Origin of the sequence: Sphingobacterium sp. SRCM116780, assembly GCF_021442025.1 — a bacterium.
Taxonomy (GTDB): domain Bacteria; phylum Bacteroidota; class Bacteroidia; order Sphingobacteriales; family Sphingobacteriaceae; genus Sphingobacterium.
This window is the reverse complement of sequence record NZ_CP090446.1, coordinates 672,618-691,330: the sequence shown is the minus strand read 5'-3', so window position 1 is coordinate 691,330 and position 18,713 is coordinate 672,618. Positions and strand designations below refer to the sequence as shown.

Annotated in this window: 24 protein-coding genes and 1 tRNA gene; 16 read left to right on the top strand and 9 right to left on the bottom strand. The window is 32.9% G+C overall.

Going from position 1 to position 18,713, the window contains the following annotated elements:
- Window positions 1–95: 95 nt before the first annotated feature.
- From LZQ00_RS02925 to LZQ00_RS02910, 4 genes are all read right to left on the bottom strand, one after another.
- On the bottom strand, window positions 96–1,541 hold the full coding sequence (locus LZQ00_RS02925) for a L,D-transpeptidase family protein (protein ID WP_234511783.1): 1,446 nt from the start codon (window positions 1,539–1,541) through the stop codon (window positions 96–98).
- Window positions 1,542–1,856: 315 nt separating this feature from the next.
- Complete coding sequence (locus LZQ00_RS02920; RefSeq protein WP_234511781.1) at window positions 1,857–2,276, bottom strand: SH3 domain-containing protein; 420 nt, start codon at window positions 2,274–2,276, stop codon at window positions 1,857–1,859.
- A 21-nt stretch (window positions 2,277–2,297) separates the two neighbouring features.
- Entirely contained in the window at window positions 2,298–2,792 is a 495-nt protein-coding gene (locus LZQ00_RS02915) for a BON domain-containing protein (RefSeq protein ID WP_234511780.1), read from the bottom strand.
- Between the two features lie 88 nt (window positions 2,793–2,880).
- The gene (locus tag LZQ00_RS02910) at window positions 2,881–3,345 is read right to left on the bottom strand and encodes a GreA/GreB family elongation factor (RefSeq protein WP_234511778.1); all 465 of its coding nucleotides are present in this window, start codon (window positions 3,343–3,345) and stop codon (window positions 2,881–2,883) included.
- A 145-nt stretch (window positions 3,346–3,490) separates the two neighbouring features.
- Here LZQ00_RS02910 and LZQ00_RS02905 point away from each other — a divergent pair.
- The 3 genes from LZQ00_RS02905 to LZQ00_RS02895 all read left to right on the top strand — a co-directional run bounded on the left by LZQ00_RS02905 (window position 3,491) and on the right by LZQ00_RS02895 (window position 5,494).
- Window positions 3,491–3,578: transfer RNA gene (locus LZQ00_RS02905), tRNA-Ser, on the top strand.
- A 377-nt stretch (window positions 3,579–3,955) separates the two neighbouring features.
- Window positions 3,956–4,561, top strand: coding sequence for a hypothetical protein (locus LZQ00_RS02900; RefSeq protein WP_234511776.1), 606 nt, complete (start codon window positions 3,956–3,958; stop codon window positions 4,559–4,561).
- A 129-nt stretch (window positions 4,562–4,690) separates the two neighbouring features.
- Window positions 4,691–5,494, top strand: a complete 804-nt coding sequence (locus LZQ00_RS02895) for a DKNYY domain-containing protein (protein ID WP_234511774.1) — start codon at window positions 4,691–4,693, stop codon at window positions 5,492–5,494.
- An 87-nt stretch (window positions 5,495–5,581) separates the two neighbouring features.
- On the opposite strand, the gene LZQ00_RS02890 is transcribed toward LZQ00_RS02895, so the two are convergent.
- Window positions 5,582–5,929, bottom strand: a complete 348-nt coding sequence (locus tag LZQ00_RS02890; protein ID WP_234511772.1) for a winged helix-turn-helix transcriptional regulator — start codon at window positions 5,927–5,929, stop codon at window positions 5,582–5,584.
- A 100-nt stretch (window positions 5,930–6,029) separates the two neighbouring features.
- On the opposite strand from LZQ00_RS02890, the gene LZQ00_RS02885 reads away from it, so the two are divergent.
- The 6 genes from LZQ00_RS02885 (at window position 6,030) to LZQ00_RS02860 (ending at window position 9,965) form a co-directional block, all read left to right on the top strand.
- Window positions 6,030–6,407, top strand: coding sequence for a nuclear transport factor 2 family protein (locus LZQ00_RS02885; protein WP_234511770.1), 378 nt, complete (start codon window positions 6,030–6,032; stop codon window positions 6,405–6,407).
- A 132-nt stretch (window positions 6,408–6,539) separates the two neighbouring features.
- Window positions 6,540–6,989, top strand: a complete 450-nt coding sequence (locus LZQ00_RS02880; RefSeq protein WP_234511769.1) for a hypothetical protein — start codon at window positions 6,540–6,542, stop codon at window positions 6,987–6,989.
- 313 nt (window positions 6,990–7,302) lie between these two features.
- Window positions 7,303–8,121, top strand: a complete 819-nt coding sequence (locus tag LZQ00_RS02875; RefSeq protein WP_234511767.1) for an SDR family oxidoreductase — start codon at window positions 7,303–7,305, stop codon at window positions 8,119–8,121.
- Window positions 8,122–8,176: 55 nt separating this feature from the next.
- Window positions 8,177–8,671, top strand: a complete 495-nt coding sequence (locus LZQ00_RS02870; RefSeq protein WP_234511765.1) for a hypothetical protein — start codon at window positions 8,177–8,179, stop codon at window positions 8,669–8,671.
- The gene (locus tag LZQ00_RS02865) at window positions 8,671–9,498 is read left to right on the top strand and encodes a helix-turn-helix domain-containing protein (RefSeq protein ID WP_234511763.1); all 828 of its coding nucleotides are present in this window, start codon (window positions 8,671–8,673) and stop codon (window positions 9,496–9,498) included. Before LZQ00_RS02870 ends, LZQ00_RS02865 begins: the two co-directional genes overlap by 1 nt.
- 11 nt (window positions 9,499–9,509) lie before the next feature.
- Window positions 9,510–9,965 carry a nuclear transport factor 2 family protein gene (locus LZQ00_RS02860; protein WP_234511761.1) on the top strand — a complete coding sequence of 152 codons (456 nt, stop codon included), beginning with the start codon at window positions 9,510–9,512 and terminating at the stop codon, window positions 9,963–9,965.
- On the opposite strand, the gene LZQ00_RS02855 is transcribed toward LZQ00_RS02860, so the two are convergent.
- On the bottom strand, window positions 9,927–10,409 hold the full coding sequence (locus LZQ00_RS02855) for an SDR family NAD(P)-dependent oxidoreductase (protein WP_234511759.1): 483 nt from the start codon (window positions 10,407–10,409) through the stop codon (window positions 9,927–9,929). The genes LZQ00_RS02860 and LZQ00_RS02855 overlap by 39 nt on opposite strands.
- Before the next feature lie 597 nt (window positions 10,410–11,006).
- Between LZQ00_RS02855 and LZQ00_RS02850 the strand changes: the two genes are divergently transcribed.
- The 6 genes from LZQ00_RS02850 (at window position 11,007) to LZQ00_RS02825 (ending at window position 14,233) form a co-directional block, all read left to right on the top strand.
- Window positions 11,007–11,597 (top strand): TetR/AcrR family transcriptional regulator, encoded by a 591-nt coding sequence (locus LZQ00_RS02850; protein ID WP_234511757.1) that lies wholly within the window; start codon window positions 11,007–11,009, stop codon window positions 11,595–11,597.
- A gap of 102 nt (window positions 11,598–11,699) precedes the next feature.
- Window positions 11,700–12,125, top strand: coding sequence for a hypothetical protein (locus LZQ00_RS02845; RefSeq protein ID WP_234511755.1), 426 nt, complete (start codon window positions 11,700–11,702; stop codon window positions 12,123–12,125).
- 1 nt (window position 12,126) lies between these two features.
- A complete protein-coding gene (locus LZQ00_RS02840) occupies window positions 12,127–12,429 on the top strand; it encodes a DUF3817 domain-containing protein (protein WP_234511754.1) in 303 nt (100 codons plus the stop codon).
- Window positions 12,426–12,797: a rhodanese-like domain-containing protein gene (locus LZQ00_RS02835; RefSeq protein ID WP_234511752.1), complete on the top strand. Its 372-nt coding sequence runs from the start codon at window positions 12,426–12,428 to the stop codon at window positions 12,795–12,797. The genes LZQ00_RS02840 and LZQ00_RS02835 overlap by 4 nt, the downstream gene beginning before the upstream one ends.
- Before the next feature lie 432 nt (window positions 12,798–13,229).
- Window positions 13,230–13,619 carry a VOC family protein gene (locus LZQ00_RS02830; RefSeq protein ID WP_234511750.1) on the top strand — a complete coding sequence of 130 codons (390 nt, stop codon included), beginning with the start codon at window positions 13,230–13,232 and terminating at the stop codon, window positions 13,617–13,619.
- An 11-nt stretch (window positions 13,620–13,630) separates the two neighbouring features.
- Entirely contained in the window at window positions 13,631–14,233 is a 603-nt protein-coding gene (locus LZQ00_RS02825) for an HAD family hydrolase (RefSeq protein ID WP_234511748.1), read from the top strand.
- Window positions 14,234–14,472: 239 nt separating this feature from the next.
- On the opposite strand, the gene LZQ00_RS02820 is transcribed toward LZQ00_RS02825, so the two are convergent.
- Window positions 14,473–15,282 (bottom strand): alpha/beta fold hydrolase, encoded by an 810-nt coding sequence (locus tag LZQ00_RS02820; RefSeq protein ID WP_234511746.1) that lies wholly within the window; start codon window positions 15,280–15,282, stop codon window positions 14,473–14,475.
- Between the two features lie 103 nt (window positions 15,283–15,385).
- Complete coding sequence (locus LZQ00_RS02815; RefSeq protein WP_234511745.1) at window positions 15,386–15,817, bottom strand: SRPBCC domain-containing protein; 432 nt, start codon at window positions 15,815–15,817, stop codon at window positions 15,386–15,388.
- A gap of 248 nt (window positions 15,818–16,065) precedes the next feature.
- Between LZQ00_RS02815 and LZQ00_RS02810 the strand changes: the two genes are divergently transcribed.
- Complete coding sequence (locus tag LZQ00_RS02810; RefSeq protein ID WP_234511743.1) at window positions 16,066–16,569, top strand: hypothetical protein; 504 nt, start codon at window positions 16,066–16,068, stop codon at window positions 16,567–16,569.
- Window positions 16,570–16,849: 280 nt separating this feature from the next.
- Here LZQ00_RS02810 and LZQ00_RS02805 read toward each other — a convergent pair whose 3' ends face one another.
- The gene (locus tag LZQ00_RS02805) at window positions 16,850–18,688 is read right to left on the bottom strand and encodes a UbiD family decarboxylase (RefSeq protein ID WP_234511741.1); all 1,839 of its coding nucleotides are present in this window, start codon (window positions 18,686–18,688) and stop codon (window positions 16,850–16,852) included.
- Between the last annotated feature and the right edge of the window lie 25 nt (window positions 18,689–18,713).

The window sequence follows — 18,713 nt, the reverse complement described above, 5'->3', positions numbered from 1 at the left end:
TGAAAAAAAATCAAAAAAAGCAAGTAAGAGCAAATCAGAATAAAAAGAAAAATCCCCTTTATTTGATAAAGGGGATTTTTCTTTTCAAGAATTTATTAAAGATATTTTTTCATGGCTAATTTTAATCGTTGGTCATACCCATAAATATCTGGAAATTGTTGAATTTCTTTATTTTCATTTAGCCAGGTCGTATAATACGATAGATAAACGGGTATCCCCTCCTTCATTTTAACCCATCTCGAATCGTTAGAAGAGCCTTTTATTTCACTAGCAATCTTAGCCGCCTCCTTTTCATTATTTACTAAAAATGAAGCTAAGTCAGTTGGATTTTCGACACGAACACATCCATGACTTACTGCCCGATTGCTCGCCTTAAATTTTCCTTTAGCAGGTGTATCATGTAAATAAATCGCATAAGGATTAGCAAAGATAAATTTAATATTCCCCAATGAGTTATCATAACCTGGATTTTGTTTGAATTTAAAATTCTTAACAGAATCAGCTTGCCAATTGATGTTATAAGGATTCACAAGTTGTCCTTTTAAGTTATAAACCACCATATTTCGGCTTTCAAGGTAACCTGGATTAGCCCTAACGCTTGCTAGTAATTCTTTTTTAACGATACTTTGTGGAATATTCCAAACAGGATTTACCTGCATTCTATCGAGTATTCCACTCATTATTGGGGTTTCATGATTTTCACTATTTGTTGTATAAGCTTTATTCTCCGTTTCGCCTACACATACATTCATGCTATTAAATAAAGTCCCCTCATCAATCATTTGCAATTTCATCTCAGGAATATTTACAAAAACATATTTTTCAGGAAAATCTTTACCCATCCACCGCAATCGTTCCATGGTTAACAGTACCTTCGTACGATCGTCCTTGGTCAGATTTCCTTTCGCAAGTAATTGCTGAAACTTTTTGTAAAAAGAATTTTTTGGTTGTGCATGTTGAAGTACCTCAGACACGTTCAACGTACTATCTAATAGTTTCCTTACTTTTGGCAACGTATAGCGACTATGCGCAACAAAATATCTTCCATAAAGTCGTTTAGGGTTTACAATGCCATTTTCAAGCATGTTCACATAAGCAACCATAGCATCTGAAGAAAGTATTTCTACCTTAGCCAATAAGGTATATGCTTCATTTAAATCTGCTACTTGCTTACTTTTTAATTGATCTAATGCTTGCTGGATTTTTGCTGTATGGAAAAAAGAAGGATTGATTCCATGCTCATCCGCACGGTTCAAATAATTCAACAAACTATCTGTCCCTCCTGTTAATAGCTGATGTTGTATCCAATTAAATCCTTTAGCAGAATCTGCTATTTCGATCATCCATTTTGGATTAAACAAATTCGCATTTTCGTTTTTAAGTTCTTTTTGAATAGCGACAAAATAAGCAGCACTATCGAAATCTTGATACAATTTTTGGTCAAAAGATGCGGATAACACATCTCCATACGTAGGAGCTTTTGATTGACAAGATGTCAAAAATAATATGGAAGAAAATAAAATAAGCGCTAAATATCGCATAGTATGATTAAAAAATTGCTCAAAAATTCAAAGATAGCAATGTTTCAAACTATATTAAAATTAGTTATTAGAACCTCGTATATTGTCGCGATATAGCCACAATTATTCCATCTAGATAGTACGTTCACTTATTGACTATAATACCTATCTTTTGTGTATTCCGGTCGATAACACTATCGTGGCATCTGTTTAGAAAACTCTTTTGTATATTGTATTAGTTCCTCGCGAATGTTCATATTTCCAGAGAACCTAGTCAAGAAACAACAAAGCCTAAAATAAAATTATTTTAGGCTTTGTCAAAGATTATAGAATTACTTAAATTGATTGCAAATATTGTGCATAACAATATCCTTCTTCATTATCATTTGTGCGAACCAACCACCATTGGTCATTTGCTTTACTAATCAATGTGATTATTTCGTCTTTAGCTGCTTTACCAACAATAGGTTGATCAGTACCTGGTCCTTTACGAATATTAAGATTTGAACTTTCAGTCACCACTTTCACTTGACTGCTTGGAACTTCAGTTGCTACTTCAACGTCCATGACAACATCACCTGTCGCGAAGTTTGGATCGATATTACCATAGGTTTCCCATAGTTTATTTTTAACATCCGCTGTAGGAGCAGTACCTCTAATTTGCAAAACACCATTTTGCTCTGCATAATTTAAATCATTAATACCTGATGATTTAGCTGTATCTAATAATACTTTATATTTTTCTTCTAAAGCCATAATATTCTATTTTTGAAATGATTATTTAGTTGTAACCGCGCTTAAATCCACTTTCTTAGGATGTAAGTTATCCAAAGCTTGTTTTAACGTAACTAGTTTAGCTTTTTCGATTGATCCTGTTACCGAGATAATACCATCTTTTACAGTAGCTTTTACAGTAGGGAAATCTTTTGTTGCATCTACAATACCTTTTGCTAACGATTCATCAACTGTATTCACAGTAATCTGAGCTGGGGCAACTGTTTCTACAACGATGTTATTGACAACAGATTTGATAGACTTGTCTGCTGCTTTTACATCAGTCTCAATTTGAGTTTTCTCTGTATCAGAAGATGCAAAACCCTCCAATGTCACAACGCCATCTTTAACTGAAGTCGTAATACCTTGATGACTACTAATAATTGTTTCAACTTTTGCTTTTAAATCAGCATCCGAAACTTTTGAATTACATGAAGGCATTGCTACAGCCAAAGTGCCTGCCATCATTAACATAGGAAATACTCTTTTTAATTTCATAATTACCGCTTTTTTTTATAAATCTACATAATTCAATAGACAACTCATAGTTAACAATAAAAACACCAAATAGTTTCAAAACACATGATTAATTTATAGAAAGTAGCTTTTGTTCTACAGAATTAAACATAAAGGACTCATCAACTTTCTTTTTCAACAACAATTTTCCTATTGGCGATTGATTGGAGATAACAAATACTTTTCCGTAAGGTGTTTGGACAATCCCTATACTTATAGCGATAAAATAAATTCCTTTGTTTGTTTCTACTATACTTCCATCTTGAACAAAATCGGATTGATAAGGTTCAACTAGACCATTCAATGTTGATTCATCTTTTTTTGCTTCAGCCAATTGCATCTGACATCTTGCGATATCTTGTTGCATCATCTCCCTTGTGGTTTCATATTTATCCCCTGCACTACTTTTAGTATCATCTGTACTGGCTTCATGAGCTGATTTTAAGGCCAATATTAAATTTGCAATTCGATCTTCGACATGTTGTTTACATGCTTCCATTAATGTAGATCGTAATAACGTATAATCCTTCTCCATGATTGCAAACTAGGGATAAAGATTTAAAGAAAAAAATCAAAATTAAAGTAACTAAAAAACAGGCATGTACAATTTAAACAAGGAAAATGAGGTGATAAATCCAAAATAAATTTGGCAGGAAGGCTAAAATTCGTACTTTTGTCGCGGAGAGCTGGCAGAGTGGTCGAATGCGGCAGTCTTGAAAACTGTTGACTGTCACAGGTCCGGGGGTTCGAATCCCTCGCTCTCCGCCAAGCGATAGAAAGTCCAACTGTAAAGTTGGACTTTTTTTGTTTATACTTTTTGTAAGCTTGCTTTAACAAAATAGTATAAACAAAAAAAGAATGAACGAAGTGAATGACTTTCTATAGCTTGAAGCCTCCCCCATTTGGGATCATGTAAATAATCCTCGCTCTCCACCAAACCATATTTCGAATTATAATGATAATAGTATTATATTTCCGAGTTACCTCTTGAAATAGATTGTGTCTATACTGTGGACAGATTAATAAGCCTAATTAATGGAAAATACTCATTATTTTACATCTTTCCTCCTAGTCAATCTTCTTTTTTCCTTCCATCAAATTATATTCTGTTATTAATTTAATATCTTTATGTAAAATAATTTAACATGAAATTATATAAAATAACCATTTTACTCTTTTGTTTATTTGGGACGATTAGCTTTGTTCGAGCGCAAGAAGAAGACAGAAGGAATGTAATTGATACCATAAAGTTATTTGCAAAAACACCTTTCGATGCAGATGCTGCAAAAGTAGCATTGAAAGAAGGCAATAGTACCATAAAAGGAAAAGCATATCTTTCAGCCAGTTCCGGAGAAACAATTACAGGTAATCAAGTCACTGTAATACTTTTCCCTGTTACACCCTACTTAGAAGAATATTTAAAGTTGAAGAAGCAAGAAAATCCTCAAAAATTAAAGTTCGCCTATATAAATCCCGATGCATGGAAAAACAGATTAGAAGTTAAAACTAATGAATATGGAGACTTTGTTTTTACTAAAATGAAACCTGGTGACTACTATTTGGAATGCTATATACCTTGGCAGGTTAATGGTTATAAAGATAATTATACAGGTTCTGACTACAACACAGATTACTACCAACGTGGATATTATACTCACAACTATAATGATTTAATACATGAATATGTCTCAATAAAAAAAGATGGCAGTATCAAAAAAGTATCACTGAGTAAAAGAGTATATAGTAAATAAAGTTTTCTTAAATTAAACTATGTTGATTTTTTAATTAGCCTATACAAACAGCATTAATTAAAAAACACATTCAACAACTATTATCAGTATCAAATTAAATAATATTACATTTGTAGAAAATCAAAGTAAATGAAAAATATAATTATTTTACTATTTGTCACCTTTTCATTAATGAGTTGTAATGATTACACAATAAAAGACAATAAAGTATATTTTACCTCCTGGAATGAAGGCTCTGGGAAAAACAAAAAGTTGATAGAAGGAGCTGATTTTTCTACTTTTGAAGAGCTAAAATATGGTTTTGGAAAAGATAAGAGCAACGTTTTCATTGGTGGAAATATGATTGTGGGGGCAGATCCTCAGACTTTTGAAATTATAAATGAAATTTTCAGTAAGGATAAAAATTATGCTTACTATAGTGGAGAGATCATAAAAAATGCTGTTGGTAAAAATTTCAAACCAATTGATGAATATTTTTCTACGGATGGAAAAGATGTTTTCCTGAAGACAGAAGCTTTACATGTTTGTTCAGTAAAAAATTTCAAGTTTGTTTTCAATGATGAAGAAAGCTATACCAACAGATGGATAACAGATGGGTGCAATTATTATTTTGGTACTGAAAAAATTCCTTCTAATGATTACAAAAGCATTAAAATTTATCGTCACTTGTTAGGATTAGCAAAAGACAAAAATTGGGTTTATTTAGGAAATAGAAAGTTAAATTTTGATTTAAAAGGTGACAAACTTATTGATACTATAGATGCCCAAAGTTTTGAAGTGGTCGATAAAAAAACACTTACTCCTCTGAAATATTTGGCAAAAAATGAAAAAGGAGAAAATATTGATTTTACCCTAAAGGATAAATTTGGCTGTATTGACAATAATGGAAATGGCCTAGATGGATTCAAACGAGTAAACTGTACTACTAAATAAGAATAATATGTAGGCTAAAATTAGCTCTAATATAGAATGTATAAGAAATCTTTATTTGAATCTATATATTCTTTTCAAGACATTCCACTAAATTTGACACTTTTCTTTCAAATCCTTTTCACCCCATTTTTGAATATCTAAAATGACAGACATCATTGAATTGCCGTATTCGGTAAGCGCATATTCAACGCGAGGGGGCACTTCTGCAAAAATTTGACGCTCTAACAATCCATCATCTTCCAACTCACGCAATTGGTTGATGAGCATTTGCTTACTGATATGTGGAATGGTTTTTTGTAACAAACTAAAACGGTTACATTTTTTACTAACTGCATAAATCACCAATACCTTCCATTTACCGCCAACAATATTTAGAAAGTGAACGACTCCGCAATTAAATGGATTAAAATCTTTGTTTTTTCTTTTATTTTCCAATCGTCTATAATTTTGTACTAAGCAAACTAATACGTACTAATGAAGTAATTGAGACAATTATAGTAATTTTAGATTATAAAATTAATTTAACTCAAAAAAAATGACGAATTCAGAATTAGTAAAAACAGCAATCACCGCAGTCTTTAAAAATAAGGACATCACCGCATTCGACAAATATTTTAGTGAAAATTACATCCAACACAATCCACAATTACCGAATGGTACAGCGGTATTGAAACAGTTCATCCCTACGCTTAGCGATACATTCAGTTACGAACCAGGGATAGTTACTGAAGCTGGAAATATAGTAATGATACACGGGCGTTATGAAGATTGGAACGGTAAAAATATGATTGCCGTAGATATTTTTCGAATAGAAAATGGAAAAATTGTGGAACATTGGGATGTAATGCAAGAAGAAGTTACCGCCGACAAATCAGCAAATGGCAATGCAATGTTTCCTATTTTAGGGAATTAAGAAAATAAGTCTATTACAATTGGACAAAGAAAAATGAATTGGAATTTAAAAATATTAACCGTATAAATTGCAATTGGAATTAACAATGATTCATTTGCCCAAACAAAAACTAATCCTAAAAAATTATAGACAATGACAATAGAACAAACGAAACAAAAATCATTAGGAAACTGGGAAAGTATAACAACAGAAATTCGCCCAAGCAATTCTAAAAATCCGGACGGAACGCTGAAGCCATTTTACTTAACCAGAGCATTTACATTTCTGCCCCATGATAAATTCGAATTGACGGTAACCAATTTTGCTGATCCTTACGGAAAAATGCCTTTGGCAAAAATGGAAATTAAAGGACACACTGAATGGAAAGGCGAACATCTTATTACAGCTGGAGCTCAAAAAATAGATTTCATAGCGGATGAAAAATATGCTGTAACACCTTTATTGCAAGGTTTTGCAGATGTACTGAACAAATATACCCAAGGTTTTAACGAATGGAAAGTAGGCGAAACACAAAATATTTTGGGTAAAGCTTTTGCACCATTTGGTTTGGCGACAGGGCAGATATTTAAAGAGTATGATTAATTTACTTGAATAATGATATGATGTTTTGGGGAGCTCGAAATATAGATGGGCGTGGCTTTGACACCGAAGAAAATCGCCCTACTAATTTACAAATACCTATGATAAGACGAAAATAGTATTAACCATAAGAAGAATGTTTCATAGAAGTACTTCAGAATACTACCGATCACCATACGAGTCTCAACGGTTTGATAAATTGATCCAATTTTATTTAAGAACTGAACCCTGCACCAAATAAAATTTGAGCCTTACACCAAATAAAACCCCTCAATAAATATTCATCTTTGCTATATAGAAACTTAAAAAAAACAAGATGAACAAGACAGTTTTAATTACAGGTACTTCGAGAGGAATAGGTTATATCACAGCAAAACTATTTGCCGAAAATGGTTGGAATGTAGTCGCTACAATGCGTAACACAGATAGTAAAAACAATCTAAATAATTACAAGAATATATTTGTAACAACATTAGATATCACACAACCCGAAACAATAGCGCAATCCATTAACCAGGGAATTGAACGTTTTGGAAAGATTGATGTACTAATAAACAATGCAGCATTCGGACAGTTTGGGTTGTTTGAAGCCACTACAGTAAAACAAATAGAGGAACAATTTCAGGTTAATGTTTTTGGAACAATGCATGTGACCCAAGCGATTCTACCTCATTTCAGAAAAAACAAACAAGGAACAATTATAAACATCTCATCGGCGGCAGGAAGAATAGGAATGCCTATGGTTTCTTTGTACTCATCGTCAAAATTTGCCATCGAAGGCTTCTCGGAATCTCTTTATTATGAATTAATATCTCAAAACATTAAAGTAAAGCTCATCGAACCTGGAGGTGTCGACACAACTTTTCATAAAACCGCAGAAGAAAAATTTGCTTTTAATGAAGACTTAGCAGATTATAACAATTTCACTCAGAAATTCTTACAAAAATTCGAAAAAATGCACGACGGCATTGCTACGCCTGAACAAGTAGCCAATCTTATTTACAATGCTGCTATTGATGACACAGATAATCTTCGATACATTGTAGGCAATGATGCAACCACCTGGATTGGAGCCAGAACCACACTTAAAGAGTTTGATTATATTGCGTATATGAAAAACCTTTATGAAGTATAAATTGTTAAAAATATTATGGGTGACAATTGGTCCATCTTAAAAAAAATAATAAAAAATGGATATTTTAAAAATGAGTATTGATTGGGCAAAAGCCGAAATGTTTTCTGCAAAAATAATTCTATTGCTTAGTTTATTGTTTTTCCTAGCCGCATTCGGTTTTTGGCAATTAGGTAAAACTGCTATGGCAAAAGCTTTTGTATTACCTATGCTGATTGCAGGCATATTAGTGGTAGTTGTTTCAGCAGGATTATATTTTGCTAATAAACCACGAATTGAACAATTTGAAATAGCTTTTAAAACTGATCCAAAAGCATTTGTTCAAAAAGAAATAGCGCGTACCGCAAAATCTCAAAATGATTTCATCATTGTTTTCAAAGTATTGCCAATCATTATTATAGTAGCAGCATTGTTAATTATGTTTTCTAATGCCCCACTTTGGAGAGCTGTTGGTATTACTACTATTGCTTTTATGACCATTTTGATGTTCATTGACAGTAATACAGAAACAAGAAATGCTGCTTATCAGCAACGTTTATTAACCGAAAAATGATGTCTGAAGAGATAGTACCTGTTACAAAGTTCTTAGAAGACAGCTTCGTCTATACCTGTACTTTTGAACACCAACGTGGTCATGAACAATTTATACCTCAACATGTTTTGGCATTTCAGTTTTCGGGAGAAACACATATTCAAAATGAGAACGGAAAATTGATTTTGAAGAAAAATCAAATCCTTTTAGCTCAAAAAAATCAATTGGCGAAAACCATAAAAATTCCTGATTCCAATGAAGTGTACAAAATTATTTCGGTAATTATTACTGATACTGTTTTGCAACAGTATGCAATGAATAATTCAATTTTAAAAGACAAAAATTATACAGGAGAAAAAACATTTTTGCTAAAACCAGATATTTTGCTGAAAAGTTATTTTCAATCCTTATTACCATACGTTGAGCAATCAGAAAAAATAAGCAAACAATTGGCAACCATAAAAACTTATGAAGCCATCGGATTATTATTAAATTTAAAACCCACTTTAAAATCTTTTTTGTTTGATTTTTCTGAACCCTATAAGATTGACCTTGAAAAATTTATGCTACAAAACTATCATTACAATGTACCCCTAGAACAATTTGCAAAACTCACAGGAAGAAGTTTGGCAGCATTTAAAAGAGATTTTACTCAAACATTTAAAACTTCACCACGCAAATGGTTACAGGAAAAAAGACTGACAAAGGCTTATCATCTCATTCAAGAAAAAAAACACAAGCCAACCGAAATATATTTAGAGGTAGGTTTTGAAAATCTTTCTCATTTTTATTCGGCCTTTAAAAAAATGTATGGGGTAACGCCGGCTTCCATTCAATCATCAAGTTAAAACAAAATACAATGAATATCGAACAAGAATTACAACAAAATGCAGATAGATTAGCTATTCGCGAACTGATAGACCAATACGCTTATTGTGCAGACACTCGTAACGCAAGAGGACAAATGGCACTGTTTACAGAAGACACTAATTTTGAAGTTTATTACGACCCAAAATCAGAAACCCCAAGTCAAGTAATTTCTAAAAATGAGGACTTATTCCCAGTTTTTGACAATCTCAATTCTTATGACGCAACAATGCATTTTAATGGGCAATCTACCATAAAAGTGACAGACAATACTGCTTTGGCAATTACCTATTGTATGGCTCATCATTTGAATGTGATTGATAGTAAACAAAAATTGATGATAGCTGCCATTCGATACCAAGACAAATTTGAAAAGCAAAATAACAAATGGCTTTTTGCCGAACGAAAATTATTGGTAGATTGGATTGAAAATAGAGAAACAATTTAATTGCGTAGCATGATATATGGAATTTAAAGGAAAGGAAACCAGACCTCTGATAGAAGTAGTGGTCAAAAAAAGACCAGATCTTTTTATTCGAAAATGAGGAATAAAGGCTTTCGTTACCAATATTGCACCGAGTAGATTGGTGTTCATCTGCTTTATAATTTGCTCTTCCGAATACGATTCCAACGGTTCTGTGAGCGCATAACCCGCACTATTGAAGACAATATCTACATGGCCATTAGAAGTAACTTGGGTTATTACACTTTGTATTTCCTGTGGGTTGGAGACATCCAACTGTAAAAGTGTTACATGAGGCAAATTAGAAAGTTCTGTTTCTTTGTCCAGATTTTGCATTGTTGCAATCACGTTCCAGTTGTTTGCTAAAAAAAACTTTACTGTTGCTTTCCCCAGTCCACTCGATGTTCCTGTGATAAAAATTGTTTTCATTTTATTATTTTTTGTAATTAAGTTTTAGAGAGATGTAGAATCTCTTAGTGCAAAGGTTCAAATATCTAAGACATAAAAGTTTTCGTGAGAAGCTCATTTTTTTAATCGTTAGATCGTTTAATTAGGAACAAACAAATTCAAAAAAATAAATATCCGTTCACAGGATTCTGAATGGATATTTATTCATCATAAGGATGACCGATTGTCTGGATTATTGTTTGAATGTGATTGGTGGCAAACAAAAATTGATAATAGCTGACATTTGGTAACAAGACAAATTTGAAAAGCAAATAACAAATGACTTTTGTCGAACGAAAATTATTGGTAGATTGAATAGAGAAACCAATGCTTAACATTGCATTGGAGGTATTGCGACCAACGCATATATGCAGAATTTTTGTTTTTTTTATCTTTATGTTTCGATTTGACTTCGTCGAACTTATGTTTTCTATTTGAAAACAAAACGATAAAATGTTAACGGCAACCCTACCCTATCCTACAAGATCAACACTTCAAAAATTTAACATTTTTTATAGATAACTTGTCAGACAGACAAAGTTTACCTTTCTTTGCATTTCATACTAATTAGTATCTTTTATGACAAAGGCATCTGCAACTCGACATGCAATTCTTGAAAAAGCTTTTGAGATAATCTACACCAAAGGTTATCAAACGGCAAGTATTGACGAAATTATAGCTACAACAAAAGTAACAAAAGGTGCATTTTACTATCATTTCAAGACTAAAGACGAAATGGGTTTGGCAATAATTAATGAAATTGTAAAACCAACAATGCAAAACGCTTTCATTAAACCTTTAAAAGACGCTAAAAATCCAATAAAGGAAATTTATGATATGACGAAAGCATTACTTCTCGACAATCCATTTTTAAAATTAGAATACGGTTGCCCAGTAGGAAATTTGACACAAGAAATGACACCTTGGAATATAGATTTTGGGAAAGCATTATCTGAACTTATTTTAGAATGGCAACAAACAATGGAGAATTGTATAAAAAGTGGTAAAGCAAATGGAACTGTAAGAAAAAATGTAAACCCACAACAAGTTGCGTATTTCATTATGTCGAGTTATTGGGGAATTAGAAATTTTGGCAAAGCATACAACAATGCAGATTGCTATCATGCTTACTTAAAGGAACTAAAAATCTACCTAAACAATTTAGCTTAAAATATTTTCAACAAAAACATACCAATTAGTATGTTTTTGTTATCTTTGCATCGTTAAGCAAAATTTACGATGTATCAGGCACTTATATTTTACCATTCAATAATGCGTTGGCTTGTTTTAACAAGTTTACTTTACGCTATTTATAGGGCATATAAAGGTTATACTTTAAACACTCAATTTTCCAAAACAGAAAATGCTATTCGTCATTGGACAGCAATAATTGCTCATGTTCAACTTATAATTGGGATCATACTATATACTCAAAGTCCGATAGTCCAATATTTTTGGCACAATTTCAATGAAGCAATTCAAAATTTAGACATAGCTTTCTTTGGTTTACTTCACATCATTTTAATGCTAACAGCGATCCTTTTAATTACCATTGGTTCTGCATTATCAAAAAGAAAAACAACCGACAAAGAAAAATTTAAAACAATGTTGGTTTGGTTTTTAGTTGCACTCATTATCATTTTAATAGCCATTCCTTGGCCATTTTCACCATTATCAAACCGACCTTATTTTAGATAATATGATAAATTTATTCAAAACAAAAATCGGAAGATTAAGAATTATTGGGTTTCTTGAAGGTATTTCATTATTAGTTCTCGTATTCCTGGCTGTTCCTATGAAATACTACTTTCATAATCCAAGTTTAAGCAGCGTATTAGGACCAATTCACGGAGCAATTTTTTTACTATTTCTCTTCCATACATTAAGTGTGGGTATTGAGCAGAATTGGAAATTTAAAGCCATAACTTGGAAAATTATTTTGGCTTGTTTTATTCCATTTGGAACATTTTATATTGACAATAAAATTTTAAGTAAACTATGAAAACAATATACATTATTTGTGGTATAGTTCTGTTAATTTACATTTCTTATCGAACATATCGCTTTGCTACGCTTGATAACGGACTTGATAAAAAAATAGAGAATGGTGCAATTCTTTTAGATGTTCGCACAGAGAAGGAATATAAAATGGGACATATTGATGGTTCAATAAATATTTCATTGGGAACAATTCGAGAAAGATATAAGGAACTCGACACAAGTAAGACTTATATAACTTGCTGTTCACACGGTGTAAGAAGTGTAAAAGTTGAGACAATATTAAAAGAAAAAGGTTTTAGACATGTATATAACGGAGGGGCTTGGACCGACCTTGAAAAAATAGTAAATGAACAAAAAAGCAAACAATGATTTTTTGTTTTAAAATCAATATTCCTTCAATTCAGCAACAAGAAATCTTCAATCGTTACTTGACAAGCATTTGCGTAATTCCAAATGGAATTTTGACCTCTAAGAACGTAACAAAATCTTATGCATTGAAAGTCAAATAGAAATTGCTGAAACAGTAATAACCCTGCTTCAAGACAACGACTTTGACTGTAAAGAACTTCGCTACGGAACCAAAAGAAAGGTGGTCGATAAAGAGATCTTGTAAAATTGCGATAGAAGTGATAAATTTAAAGGTCAATAATTCTAATCAGCATTTGTAGTTGATTGAACATTTGTGTCTTGAAAACCACAACTTCGTAAAGCAATAAAATGTTATGGGAATTAAAAAAAAGACCCTCCTTACAAAACGAACAGATAAAATTTATCAAATTTTCAACTAACAGATTTTATAAAATGAAGATAGAACACCTTGCCATTTGGGTTGACGACTTAGAAACAATGAGAGCTTTTTATTTAAAATATTTTGACACGAATTCGGGGGGAAAATACACGAATGAGAAGAATCAATATACTGCATATTTTATTTACTTCGGCGAGGAAAAAACTCGTTTAGAACTTATGAACAAACCTAACATTGCACCAAATATTGGACAAAGAGGGTTTACAAAAGGAATTGCTCATTTTACAATTTCGGTTGGTGGGAAGGAAAAAGTAAATGAACTTACTGAAATATTAAGAACTGACGGTTATACTATTTTTAGCGAACCGAGAACGACAGGCGACGGCTACTATGAAAGCGTAGTTTTAGACCCTGAAGGAAATTATTTGGAAATTTCAGCTTAAAAAATTCACTAATGAAAACGGAAAATATAATTTTTGACTTTGGTGGTGTTTTAGTTGATTGGAATCCAAGATACTTATATAAAGACCATTTTCAGAACAAAAACGAAATGGAGCACTTTCTTAAAAATATTTGTACAGACGAATGGAATTTAGAACAAGACAGAGGACGTTCACTTTCGGATGGCACAGTGTTATTACAAAAAAAATTTCCAGAATTTTATGCTATGATACAGCTTTTCTACGATAGATGGGAAACGATGCTTAGAAGCGACATCCCTGAAACGGTATCATTATTGTATAAATTAAAAGCAAAATACAAAATCTACGGCTTAACAAATTGGTCGGCAGAAACCATCTCAATTGCATACGATAGATTTTCGTTTTTTGAAGAATTTGACGGTATTGTTGTTTCAGGACAAGAAAAAATGATTAAGCCAGACAGACAAATTTATCATTTGTTGCTAGACAGGTACAATCTAAAAGCAGAGCATACTATTTTTATTGATGATAACATAAATAATGTCAAAACCGCTGAAGAAATTGGTTTGTATGGAATACATTTTGAAAGTCCAAGCCAGTTGGAAACAAGACTTTCTCTAATAAACGTAATCTAAAAACTGACGAGAAGAACAACGAACTGCTTACAAGCAATACATCAACTATATAGGCTACATTATAACAACTATTTGGAGCTTTTGAAGTAAGCTCTCCCCCCTTAGGGATCATGAGAATAATCTCCGCTCAAAAACTTTCCTCATTGTCGCTTTTATTGATGCACTACAACGATTTTCACTTTTTCTGTTCTTGAAATTATACGATCCTCAATTTTTGCTATTGATCACGATCATCATTACTAATGGGCCGTGTTATCGAGGAATTTTTCAATCAATGGCACTGCAAAAAGGTCGCTTTCTCTAAAATCAGATTTTAAGGTTGTTATTTCACCCATATATTCTCCATGTACACCAGGAATTATCGCTAATTCAGCATTGGCAATTTGCCTGTAAATTTCAACTGCATGTTCTGGAGTAATCAGATCTTTATCTCCAATGATGATTAAAGTTGGCACTTTAATGGATTGGATTTTATCGTCCGAGATATCTTTAAAATTAACCATTCTCTTCGCATCTCGGTTATGCATAACCTGTAAACCATTTGGATTTGTTGACACTTCAGTATAAGCTTCTTTTAGCTGTGAAGGCATATTTTCCAAGGTTGCTTGTTCCATAAATCCCCAAAATTGTTCAGGCACTCCACTACGTTTGGCAAGTACGGAACCTAAAATAATTTTATTCACGATTTGAGGGTGACGAATAGCGATCTGTAAAGTTGTTGTTGCCCCATTGCTAAATCCAAAAAAATCAGCTTTGTCAATCTTTAGATTTTCTAGAAGAGTGACGATATCGTCTGCATCTTGTTCAAAGGAGGAGTCTGTATTTCTGTCATTTGTACGCCCGTGAGCCTGTAACTCCACAGCGATTACTTTTCTATTTTTTGCAAATAACGGAATAACCTTTTCAAAAGAAGTTTGAATCGTTGAACCTCCTCCATGAATAAGCACCAAAGGTTTACCTTTTCCATAAATTTCGTAATACATGTTGAGTCCGTTTACTTCGGCATATCCATTTTGAAAACTTAAACTGTCAGTCACTATTGTTGCCATATCGTTATTTTTTATTACTGTTTTGTTATTATTGCCACTGAAAGTTAAGAACAAAATTACCATTATAAGATAGGTTATTATTTATTTTTTTAATGCCGTTAGGTCATTTATTATCTTGTTCCATAAAATCTTTAAACTTCTTTAATACAGAGTCCGTAAAATTTTGTTGTATCGCTAAAGGTGTTTCTGAATCTGGTTCAAAGGTCTCCCGGATAATTGTATGGTTGTCTACCGATTCAAATTCTACTCTATTTTTTCTTCCATCTCCACCTACACTTTCAATATACGTTAACGGAAGAATATGGCTATAAACACCTGAATAATCAAATCCTTCTTTTCCATCTTTGCTTTCCATTCTGAAAAAAAATGCTCCTCCATCTCTCACATCATTTTCAACTTTTGGACAGTGCCAATGATCAAATGGAATATTCCAAATTTTAATGGAATCAGAATTTATCCAATGTTGCCATATTTCATAGATGGGTTTTTCAATTAAAACAGTTGCTATCAGTGGATTTTTAAAAAAAATTTTCATAGTGTCCAATTTAAGTTTTTAATTACTCTTTCTTCTTGCATGAGATGGTAACGCATATACATATACGCAAATTGATATCTGTTCGTTGAAAACGGGTATTCGTATTAAATAGTATAACTAATATTCATTCTAACATTAGTTCGCAGGATTGGTTTGCAGATATAAGGAAAATGAGGGCCGAAAGGCTTTCATTTCTCTCATTTACCGTATATTCACAATAGTAATAGCATTTAAAATTTATTAAAATTATGTCAGCATTTATTAAGCAAGATTTTTACGAAACAGCTCTAACAAAACAGCAAATATTTGAAAAAATAGATTCTACTTCTATGAATGATTTATATATGCCTACATATAGAACCGAGTTCTTAAACCATTCATTTAAAATACATTTTTTTAGCTATAATCATGGAAGAGACGGTTCATTACTGGGTCACTTCCGAGAACGAACAAGATTAAGAAGTGTAAACGTTTATCTAAATGGAGAAATAAAAAGTGAGAATCCTACAATTATTCAAATTGGGATAAGACCAAACTATTTTTCGATAGCTCTTTTTATGATTTTTGCTTTTGGCATGTTTATTTTACCTGCAATATTTGTGGAAAAGATAGCTGTAAATGGAGTTGAGCAGGTATTTCAATTAAAATATAAATTGCTGTATGCCTCTATAAGTTTACCGATTTTCATCTTTTTTTATATAGATGCTATACGACCTCTGTATAAAGCAAAAAATGGATTATTAAAAATCTGAATTTAAAACTTATTGAACAAAAAAGATGAGATGAGTTCTGCTGTATCAAACTTTCATCAAGCAGCCTATCTAAAGGGATCAAGTAGGGACTAAGCAGGGATAAAGCGTACATAGTGCGTAGATAGTGCGTTAAAAGTATACCTTTAACGCACTTAGTACACACTTACCACGCTCTTACCATCTTCAAATACTGTGCTCTCTTGAATAACGCTCTTAGAACGCTTATACCCTGCAGTATCCCCGCTTAACGACAGGATCACTATTGCATTCTACCACACAGTTAGATAATACCATACAATGATCCGCCTTTTGCACCTAAGGCATCTACACGCTTCTCTACAGCAGGATCTTTAATTAGATCTGGAGCATGGTGTGGCTTACGTCTGGCGTCTATAATAACAGGTCCACGACATCCCCAATGTTTATATTGCGTAAAACTACGGACACCATAGATATCATATGCAGGATTTGAACGGGTAAAGGTTACCCAAACAAAGTTATTTTCATTTGCAGCAGTATAGGCTGCATCATCAGCCAACACAATCATTTGAATACCTTCAAAATTTATATCCTTCATCGCATCACACCAGTTTTTCAATATGATTTCCTCTTGTTCATAGGTTGTGAAAACTGCACCATCTACAATCAGAATTCCAGGTAATGCCATTTTAATATGATTAAAGGGCCTTGGAATAGATAACCCTAAAGGAATTTCAGTATTTAATACCCTTTTCTTTGAACCTGCAGCAGCAAAAACAACTTTAGATCCCGCGTTTAACCCATCTCCAGAATAATCCAATGTATCTATCGTCGTGTTGGTATGAAAATGTAGATCTCTAGAAAGATCAATCCGTTCTAACATATGTGTAAAGAAATCAGAAACATCATGAATATCAAGTTCTGGATTATCTTCCGTAGCAGCAATGAATACATATTTAGCCAAACTCAATTGGTTCTTTCCTAACGCTTGATTGGCAATTGTTAAAATCTCTTGAGGACGATCTACTTTTTGATAAGGAGTGTAGCTTTCTCTGCCAATGGCAAATAATAAGGGATGAACACCTGCTGCATCCACCGCATGCACAGCTTTTAAGCCATTGATTTCTTTTGGTATTGCTGCACCTGTGATTTCATGAATTAAATTTCCAAAGCTAGTATCCTCTTGTGGGGGACGTCCCACAACAGTAAACGACCAAATAGGATTTTTCTTATAATACACATTATGTACTTGCATCAATGGAAATGGGTGTGTCAAACTATAATAACCAATATGATCTCCAAAGGGCCCTTCAGGCTTCGTTTGGTTTGGGTAAACAGTTCCCGTAATAACAAAATCTGCATCTGCAGAAATGCAGAATCCTTCCTTGTCATAAAAATAACGAAACCTACGATTACCTAGTGCTCCTGCAAATATCATTTCTGACAACCCTTCAGGTAAGGGCATCACTGCAGAAAGTGGATGTGAAGGAGGCCCCCCAACAAAAATGCTCACTTTTAAAGGTCTTCCTAATTCATTCGCCTTTTGTTGATGAATACCAATTCCACGATGTAATTGATAATGTAAGCCAATTTCTTTATCTGGAATATAATCGTTTCCAGACAATTGAATACGATACATCCCTAAATTAGCTTGCATAATTCCAGGTTTTGTGATGTCTTCCGTATATACTTGAGGCATGGTCACAAAAGCCCCCCCATCCATTGGCCAATTCACAATTTGAGGCAATTTGCTTATTGTTGTTTTCCCATATAATATAGGAGCATTGCCCTGCTTCTTCCAAGGTAAAGCACCTAAAGCTACGGCAGAAGAACTGATATATTTCAACGGATTTTTTAAAACTGCGGAAGGATCCATTTTAACGTCAACCAATTTTTTAATATGATCCAAGGTATCTCTAAACATAAACTTAGCGCGATCCAATGTTCCGAAAAGATTAGAGACTGCAGGAAAGTTCGAACCTTTTATATTTTCAAAATAGAGAGCAGGGCCTTCTACATCAAATACACGCATATGAATGGCTGCCATTTCCAGATAAGGATCTACTTCTTCCTTGATCCGAATCAGATGTCCATGTTGTTCTAAATCTACAACACATTCCGTTAAACTTTTATATCCCATATACCTGCATTCAAATTGTTCCATT